The 8663-nt window shown below is 72.5% G+C and carries 6 protein-coding genes; 1 reads left to right on the forward strand and 5 read right to left on the reverse strand.

All coding sequences use genetic code 11. The features are described 5' to 3' along the window. Window positions 1-269 precede the first annotated feature (269 nt). The 4 genes from D6718_13480 to D6718_13495 are packed head-to-tail and all read right to left on the reverse strand — an operon-like array spanning window position 270 to window position 5259. Window positions 270-830 carry an SRPBCC family protein gene (locus D6718_13480; protein ID RMG42697.1) on the reverse strand — a complete coding sequence of 187 codons (561 nt, stop codon included), beginning with the start codon at window positions 828-830 and terminating at the stop codon, window positions 270-272. A gap of 57 nt (window positions 831-887) precedes the next feature. Continuing rightward, window positions 888-1808, reverse strand: coding sequence for a pyruvate synthase subunit beta (locus D6718_13485; GenBank protein ID RMG42698.1), 921 nt, complete (start codon window positions 1806-1808; stop codon window positions 888-890). Beyond that, complete coding sequence (gene porA / locus D6718_13490) at window positions 1805-2998, reverse strand: pyruvate ferredoxin oxidoreductase (GenBank protein RMG42699.1); 1194 nt, start codon at window positions 2996-2998, stop codon at window positions 1805-1807. The genes D6718_13485 and porA overlap by 4 nt, the downstream gene beginning before the upstream one ends. Window positions 2999-3012: 14 nt before the next feature. Beyond that, complete coding sequence (locus D6718_13495) at window positions 3013-5259, reverse strand: FAD-dependent oxidoreductase (protein ID RMG42700.1); 2247 nt, start codon at window positions 5257-5259, stop codon at window positions 3013-3015. Between D6718_13495 and D6718_13500 the strand changes: the two genes are divergently transcribed. Beyond that, a complete protein-coding gene (locus D6718_13500; GenBank protein RMG42701.1) occupies window positions 5053-7278 on the forward strand; it encodes a chloride channel protein in 2226 nt (741 codons plus the stop codon). The genes D6718_13495 and D6718_13500 overlap by 207 nt on opposite strands. Here the strand turns inward: D6718_13500 and D6718_13505 are convergent. Further along, complete coding sequence (locus tag D6718_13505) at window positions 7220-8644, reverse strand: hypothetical protein (GenBank protein RMG42702.1); 1425 nt, start codon at window positions 8642-8644, stop codon at window positions 7220-7222. The two genes, D6718_13500 and D6718_13505, sit on opposite strands and share 59 nt — an antisense overlap. Window positions 8645-8663 lie beyond the last annotated feature (19 nt).

Below are 8663 nucleotides of genomic sequence, written 5' to 3' on the forward strand. Positions count from 1 at the left end.
CGGGGTTCACCATCGCAGAAGAGGGTACGCGATCAGAAGGGCGGGCGAGGCCGCCGGTCGCAGGACAGAGTTCGCGGCGATGTGCACGGGCGGGGTGTCCGGCCGCCTTCCACGCGGTCACCGGGTGCGCTCTTGCGTCGATGTGCGGGGTTCCCGGCCGCGCGGTGCGCGACCACAGGACGCGCCATCACATGGTCGGGCGGGCCTCCGGCCGAACGGAGTTCGGCCGGGGCGCGCCGCCCCTACGGTGAACTCGGACGGCGCGCGCGTCAGGCGACGGGTTCGCGATTGCGTGCGCGGCCGCGGGAGATCGGGATCGGTTCGACGGGGTGGCCGAAACGCGTGCCGAGGTCGCGGAGGAACGCTCCGGCTGTGGCGTGCGGGTCGCCGAGGCGCACCAGCAGCCGGAAGAGAGGGTTCGAGACGCGGCCGCGCTCGGTGATCGTCAGGACGGTCCCCTCACCGTCCGCTGCCAGCTCGTACGTCCAGCTCCCCGAGAACCCGAGGCCGGCATCCTCCGGAATGCGGGTCACGAGGCGTAGAGGAGGCTCCTCGACCTCGACGACCATCGGGATTTCGTCCCACTGGCCAGCCACCACGAACACCGGCCGGCCGTCGCGCGCTGGTTCCGGGCGCACCTCCTTGACGGCGCTGTTCCAGCTCGCCCAACTGCCGAGATCGGCGATCACCGGAAACAGCTCCTCCGGCGGCGCGTCGAAGCGCGCCCGGGTGACGGCGACGTGCTCCGCCGGGAGAAGCAGGCCGGCGCCCAGCAGCGAGACGACGATCCCTCCCAGGATCGCCGCGGCGATCAGAGACACCTTGCGCACCGGGAACCTCGCGGCCGATCGCCCTCCGCGTCCGTTCGCAGGTTGCCACTCGACGGATCAGGCCTCGGCGCCGATCGGGAAGCGCTCGGAGAGCGCCCGCAAGCGTTCGATGCGCCTCCGGCAGGCCTGACGCACCTCGTCGATGTCGATCCGCCCGAGATCGAAGCGACGCTGGCGCTTGAAGTACTCCAGAGGATCGGTACCGTCGGGCTCGACGTTGATGCGGTAGCGCTCACCGTCTCTCACCTCGTACAGCGGGAACAGCCCGCTGGCGACGGCGAGACGAACCAGCTCCACCGACTCCCCCGGCTCCGACTTCCAGCCGGTGGGACACGGCGAGTGCATCAGCAAGAAGCGCATCCCCTCGAGCCGGAGAGCCGTGCGCAACTTCCTCCGGAAGTCCTCCGGGTGCGCGATCGAGAGCGTCGCCGCGTACGGGACGCCGTGCGCCGCCATCACGGCCACGATGTCCTTCTTCTGCTCCGGCTTCCCGCTGGGTGTCGTCGCCGTCCGCGCGCCCGGGGGCGTCGCGGACGAGCGCTGGCCTCCGGTGTTGCCGTAGATCTCGTTGTCGTAGCAGACGTAGATGATGTTCTCGTTGCGCTCGGCGGCCGCCGAGAGCGTCGCGAGCCCGATGTCGTACGTCCCGCCGTCCCCCGCCCAGCAGATGACCTGATCCGTCTCCCCGTTGAGGTCGCGCACGCTCGCCATTCCCGAGGCAACGGCAGGCGCCGAGGCGAAGGTCGAAGCGACCACGGGCACGCCGTAGCTCGTGGTCGGGAAGGCGCCGGCGGTGACGATCCCGCAGCAGGCCGGAATGACGAGTGAGCATCTCTGCCCCGCTTCCGCCAGCGCCTCGCCGAGGAAACGAAGCCCCACGCTCATTCCGCATCCGCCGCAGTTCGTGTTGCCGGGCCGCAGCAGGCACTCCTCCCGGCAGGGGATCCCGCTCGTGCCGACAGCCGGAGCCTCGCTCATTTGCGCGCCTCCTCGGGGGCTTCGACCCCAACCCAGACCGGCCTCCCGGCCGAGGCGCGCTCCAGGAGATCGTCCAGCACCGAATCGATCATCTCGGGTGTGACGTCCCCGCCGCACACCCCGGTGAGGTAGTCCTGAACGAGCAGGTCGTCGCGCCGACCCTGCATCGCCGCCTTCAGATCGTGCCCGAATACGCCGCCGATACCGGCCGCGTAGTTCCGGTCGAGCACGCCGACGCGGTCCGCGCCTTCCAGGAGCCGCACCAGCTCGTCCGCCGGGAACGGGCGGAACATCTTCATCTTGATCAGACCGACGCGCTCGCCCCGTTCGCGCCGCCGGCGAACCACCTCGCGCGCCGTCGTGGCGATGGTGCCGGTGGCGACGAGCACGGCGTCCGCGTCGTCGCAGGCGAACGGCTGCACCGCCGCTCCCGGATCGCGGCCGAAGAGGTCGAGGAACGCCTCCCGCGCCTCCTCGTAGACCTCCGGCACCCGCTGCATCGCCTCGTCGAACTCCACCCGCATCGAGAGCGACTCCGCCGGCCACGCGAGACCGCCGATCGTCCGGGGATCGTCCGGACGGATCCGGTGCGGGAGTTCGAGGGGGGGCAGGTAGCGATCGACCAGCTCCTGCGGGGCGAGATCCGTTTCGGTCTGGGTGTGCGAGACGATGAACGCGTCCATCGCCACCAGGGCCGGCAGCAGGATCCGGTGGTCCTCGGCCAGACGGAACGCGAGCAGGGTGGTATCGGCGACCTCCTGGTTCGATTCGCAGTAGAGCTGGATCCAGGGAAAGTCGCGCAGCATCAGCGTATCGCCCTGATCGACCCAGATGTTCCAGGGAGGTCCGAGGGTGCGGTTCACCGCAACCATCACGATCGGCAGCCGATAGAAGCCCGCGACCATGACGTTCTCCGCCATGTAGGCAAGGCCGTTCGACGAGCTGGCGGTGAACGCACGGGCCCCGGCGACCGAACCCCCGATCGCCACCCCCATCGCGCTGTGCTCGCTCTCCACCGGCACGACGCGTCCCTTGGTGAAGGGGAAGCGGGCGACGAACTCCACGATCTCGGTCTGCGGCGTGATCGGGTAGATCCCGCAGACGACTCCCCGCGCCGACCGATTCGCCTCGCCGGCGACCGCCAGCGAGTGACCTGCGGCGTGGTTTCCGGTAACGAGTTCGAGCGGCATGGGTCAGCTCCCGGCTACATCTGGCTCATGAAGATCACGTTCCGGGGACATTCCGTCACGCAAACGCCGCACCCCTTGCAGTAGGCGTAGTCGAAGTGGAACTCGTGGCCGACGCGCTTGAGAACGCCCTCGGGACAGTACGTAACGCACATGTCGCACTCGTTGCACACGCCGCACGACAGGCAGCGCTTGGCCTCACCCGCATCCGGAAGTCCCGCGTGAATCTCATCGAACGTGCGGCGGCGCTCCTCCGGGCTCAGCTCCCGGCCCGCCGCGGGCGGCCGGCGCTCGAACAGGTGCAGCTTCATCGCGTCGGCGCGGATGACGGTGTCGCGCCAGATGTCGGCGCCGTGCGGCGGGGTGGCCTGTTCCACGCCCACCATCGCCTCCCCGCCGAGAAGCCGGTGGATGTGAAGGGCCGTCCGCCTCCCGCTGCCGATCGCTCCCGCCACGGTGCCGTCGTTGGTGGCGAGGTCGCCGACCGCGTAGACGGGCGTTTCGAGGACGCCGATCAGCTTCGTCCCCTCGCGAACCTCGGTTCCCTCCGGGAACACCGACAGATCGGGCGACTGGCCGAGGGCGAGGATGACCCGGTCGCACGGCAGCTCGAAATCGGACCCGGGCACCTCGACGGGGCGCCTCCGGCCGCTCTCGTCCGGTTCGCCCAGCTCCATCCGGCGGCATGTCAGCAGGTAGCGCGTATCGCCCCCGTTCCGCTCCCGCAACGCCACCGGCTGCGTGAGGAGGTTGAAGACGATGCCCTCGGCGAGCGCCTCCTCGATCTCCTCGCGGATCGCCGGCATCTCTTTCCGCGAGCGGCGGTAGACGACCCGCACGTTCCTGGCGCCCAGTCTCAGCGCCGAGCGCGCGGCATCCATGGCGGTGTTGCCGCCGCCGACGACGATCACCTCCTCGCCGTCGACCCTCAGCTCGCCGCGTCGTGCCCGGTCGAGGAAGTCGATCCCCTGGATCACCGCATCGCCGTCGCCGGTACCGAGCCGGAGGCTGCGCAGCTCCTGCAACCCCGTGGCGACGAGGACGGCGTCGTTCTCCCGGGCGATCCCGAGCAGGTCCGACTTGCCGACGCGCCGGCCGGTGACGATTTCGACACCCAGGCCGGTGATCCGCTCCAGCTCGCGGTCGAGCACCGCCTCGGGCAGCCGGAACTCGGGGATGCCGGTGCGCAACAGCCCGCCCGGCTTCGGTCCCGCCTCGTACACCGTCACGCGGTACCCGAACCGCGCGAGCTGGTAAGCCGCCGACAGGCCCGCCGGACCGGACCCGACGATCGCCACTCGCTCGTCCCGGCGCGCGAGAGGCCGGACTTCGACCTTCCCCTCGTCGCCGGCGAGACGCTCGAGCTGGCGGACGTTGACCGCGCCGTCGAGCGCCGACCGGTTGCAGTTGTCCATGCACGGTGCCGGGCAGACGCGGCCGCAGGTGGCCGGAAGAGGGGTCGTCCTGAGCAGGATCTCGAGCGCGGCGTCGATGCGATCGTGCGCCAGCTCCTGGAGGAAGCCCTGGACGTCGTTCCCCGCCGGGCAGACGTGGTTGCAGGGAGGCACGAGGCGCTGCCGCCGGGGCTGCTCTTTGGCCCAGGTCCCCGTCTTGATCCGCGGCAGCTCGCCTCCCGCTCCCTCCACCAGGCTCGGTGCGCGGGGCGTGACCGGCACGGGGCGCGCTCCCCGGGGAGCGGCCGGCGCGGCCTCCCTGGGGGCGTCGGTCTTCCGCAGCTTCTCGAAGGCCTCGCGGGCGGCGTCGACGTTCCCTCCACCGAAGCCGAGGTGGTCGAGCGCGGCGAGGATCCGGTCGAGAGGGATGCCCAGCATCGCCCCGACCGCCCCGGCCAGCGCCGTGTTCACGATCGGGACGCTGCGGGTCCCGAGCCCGTGGTCGCGCGCGATCGCCGTGGCGTCGACGGTGGCGATGCGCTGTCGCGGGAAGGTTTCGGCGAACTTCTCGGGCGGCTCGGGGGTGTTGATCAGGATGTAGCCGCCGGGGGCGAGACCCTGGTCGATCCCGCTCCCCACCAGCGTCGGGTCGAGAACGATGACGTGGTCCGGCTCGTAGATCAGGTTCCGGTTGGTGATCGGCTTGTCGTCGAAACGGCAGAAGGCCTGCACCGGCGCCCCGGACCGCTCGGCCGCGTACAACCCGAACGCCTGGACCGAGTCGCCGCCCAGGAACCTCGCGGTGGCGATGATCTTGGCCAGGGTGACACCCCCTTGGCCTCCCCGTCCGTGGATGCGGATTTCGGTCATCGGACCCTCCGCGCCGGACCCCCGGCGCACCGCGCCGCGATCACAGCGGGCGCCGCCGGGGCGGCGTCGTCCGGAACCAGGGCGGGTCTCGCAGGACGGGAACGAGGCCCGCGTGGGGTGGTGCTCCGGCCCGCCGGAAGCCCGCGCCCGGCGCGGGGTCCGGGACCGGTCACACCGAGGTTACGGGGTTCCCCGCCGCGGGTCAAAGGGGCGCTCTCCGCGTTGCGGAGCGAGCCCCGGCGGGTCTATCGTGCGGGCTTCCGAAGCCGGCCGCCCTCTCGGGGAGCGGCGTCCATCTCGGCAAGAAAGGCGCTGGCCGTGGCCCTCCGTCCGCTCTTCAAGTCGAGCTACAGACTCGTGGGCTACAGTGCCCTTGTCGGCCTCTTCGGGGCCTTCGCCGCCATCGCCTTCAACCTGCTCACCGACCTCGCGCAGCGCCTGCTCCTCGAGGGGATCGCCGGATTCGCCCCCCCGGAGGCGGGCAGCCTGACGCAGCAGGTGGCACTTCCCGGATGGCCGCAGCGCCTGCTGATCCCGGTGGCGACGACGGTCGGCGGTCTGTTGAGCGGACTGATCGTCTACCGGTTCGCGCCCGAGGCGGAGGGACACGGGACCGATGCCGCGATCTCGGCCTACCACCACAGCGGAGCCGAGGTGCGGTCCCGCATTCCGCTGATCAAGGCGGTGACTTCCGCGCTCACCATCGGCTCCGGCGGCGTCGCCGGCCGCGAGGGGCCGACCGCGCAGATCTCCGTCGGGCTCGGGACGATCATGTGCCGGCTGATGAAGGTGCGCGGCCAGGAGCGGCGCTCTTTGATGCTCGCCGGGATGGCGGCGGGTCTCGCCGCCGTGTTCCGCGCGCCGCTCGGGATGGCGATCTTCTCGGTCGAGATCCTCTACTCCGGGATGGCGTTCGAGGCCGAGGCGCTGATCTACACCGTGATCGCCGCGGTCACCTCGTACGCCTGCTACGGCTTCTTCACCGGGTGGGGCCGCCTGTTCACCGTCCCGGAGGGGCTCGTCTTCCAGGATCCGGCGGCACTCCCCGGCTTCCTCCTGCTCGGCGTGGCGGCGGGCGTCGCGGGGGCGCTGCTGCCGAAGCTGCTGTACGGCGTGCGCGATCTGGCCAAGCGGATTCCCGGGCCGCCCCACATCCGCCCCGCGATCGGCGGCCTGTGCGTGGGCCTGATCGGTGTGATCGTGCCCCAGGTGCTCGGGACCGGTTACGGGTGGATCGAGCTGGCGATGGCCGGCACGCTCCCCCTCGGCACTCTGTTGCTCATCCTCCTCCTGAAAGGCCCGGGGATGGCCCTGACGATCGGCTCCGGCGGTTCCGGAGGCGTCTTCGCGCCGACGGTCACCCTCGGTGGGATGCTCGGAGCGGTGCTGGGCCTCGCGGTCGAGCGGATCGTCCCCGGCCACAGCCTTCCCGTGGCCGCCTACGTCGTCGTCGGCATGGCGGCCGTCTTCGCATCGGCCGCGCGGACGCCGATCTCGACGCTGATCATGGTCGCCGAGATGACCGGCGGTTACGGGCTGATCGTGCCCGCGATGCTCGCCAACATCGCTTCCTTCCTCGTCCAGAGGACGCTCACCGCCGGGGCGGCCTACCCGACCCTGTACGAATCGCAGGTGGAGGGGCGCGAGGACTCCCCGCTCCACCGCGGGGTGATCGTCCGCCGGGCGATGGAAATGATCGACACCGGCAGCGTCGAACCGAAGGACATCCGGCTGCCGCGGCTGGTCAATCTGATGCGGTACGGCCAGCCGATTCAGATCGCGCACACCGGCGAGATCCTCGATGCGATCCGCATCGAGCCGGGATCGCTGCTGGACGGCACGACCGTCGCCGAGGGGATCGGCACGATCGAGGGAGCCACCGCCGTGTCGGTGCTGCGCGACTCCGAGATCGTCGTGCCGCGGGGCGCCACCCGCCTCCAGGCCGGCGACACGGTCCTCGTCATCGGCAAGCCGGAGGCCCAGCGCGCGGTTCGCGAGGCGGCGTCCCGCCCCCGCTGACGGAGCCCGTTCCGCCCCGCCCCACGAGCGGACGGCAGAACGCCTCGGCCGCGGGGAGTGCCTCCGGCAAGGAGAGCGCCCGCTCGCACGCGCGCCTCGCCTCCGAGGTCCGCCCGAGGCGCGACTCCGCCATCGCCAGACCGAGCCACGATCGCGGCGAGCCGGGCAGGATCGCGGTGGCCCGGAGGAAGAGTTCGCGCGCCCCTTCCGGCCGGCCCGCCTTGAGGCGGCGCGCCCCCGTCGCGAGGAGGAGGTTCGGCTGATCCGGGTTGGCGGCCAGGGCTCGCTCGAGCAGCGCGAGGGATCGCGCCGGGTCGCGCTCGCAGTCGAAGGCGATCTGCCCGGCCAGCACGAGGTCGCGGTGCCGCAAGGACGATCGGACGACGGCGCGCGCTTCGCGCAGCGCCGCGCGGCAGTCGCCCCGCCCGTGCGCCGCCCAGCCCCGGGCCAGCGCAGCCTGCGCGCGGGCGTCGCGCCAGGCCAGGGGAAACGCCAGCAGCGCCAGGACCAGCGCCGCGGCCCGCCGCGCGCGCCACCGGCTCCCGCCGGCCGCGCCGGGCCGCACGAAGGCCGCCCACCCGCGTCCGGCGAGGAACCACGCCAGCCAGGCGCTCGCGGGGGAGTGGAGCGGGAAGCTCGCCAGGGAATGGAGCAGTGCGCCCGCGAGCGCCGCGGCCGCCAGGGCGTTTCCGCGCCCGGGGCCGAGCAGGGCGCGGCGCGCCAGGCCGGCCAGCCCCAGGCCGAGCGCGGCCAGCAGGCACCACGCAGCCGGAACGCCCAACTCGACGGCGTATTGGAGAGCGTCGTGGTGCGCCGACTCCGGCACGTGAGCCTCGCCGAAGTCGGGCGTTTCCCGCACCGCGCGGTTGACCTCGGGGTAGACGACCGGGAAGCGGCCGGGCCCGGCGCCGATCAGGGGGTGCCGCGCCACGAGAAGCATGGCGTTCGCGTGGAGGGCGGCCCGGACCTCGCCGCTGCGCCCGCCCCCCTGGGCCAGCAGGGCGAAGCTCCGCGTCACGGAGGGGAGCCGCGATGCGCCGGCTCCGGGCACGAGCGCCCCGGCAGCGGCCCCCGCGGCGACCGCCGCACCGAGCGCCACGGCGAACCGGGACCGGCGGGCCGCCGGCCGGGCCGGCCGCTCCGCGGCCCGCCGCCGGGCGATCGCCGCCAGCACCGCCGCCAACGCCCCGCCCGCGACGGCGGCGACCATCGCCGCGCGGCTTCGGGTGGCCACGAGGAGTGCAGCCCCGAGGGCCGCGGCGGCGGTTCCCAACGCGCGCTCGGGAAGCCCCGGCGCGGCGAGCGCCGCGCGGGCGGCGAGCGGCACCAGGAGCACCAGCGCCTGGGCCGCCACGTTCCGGTTCACGAACGGCCCCGCCGGAGGC

This window comes from Acidobacteriota bacterium, from assembly GCA_003696075.1.
GTDB lineage: Bacteria > Acidobacteriota > Polarisedimenticolia > J045 > J045 > J045.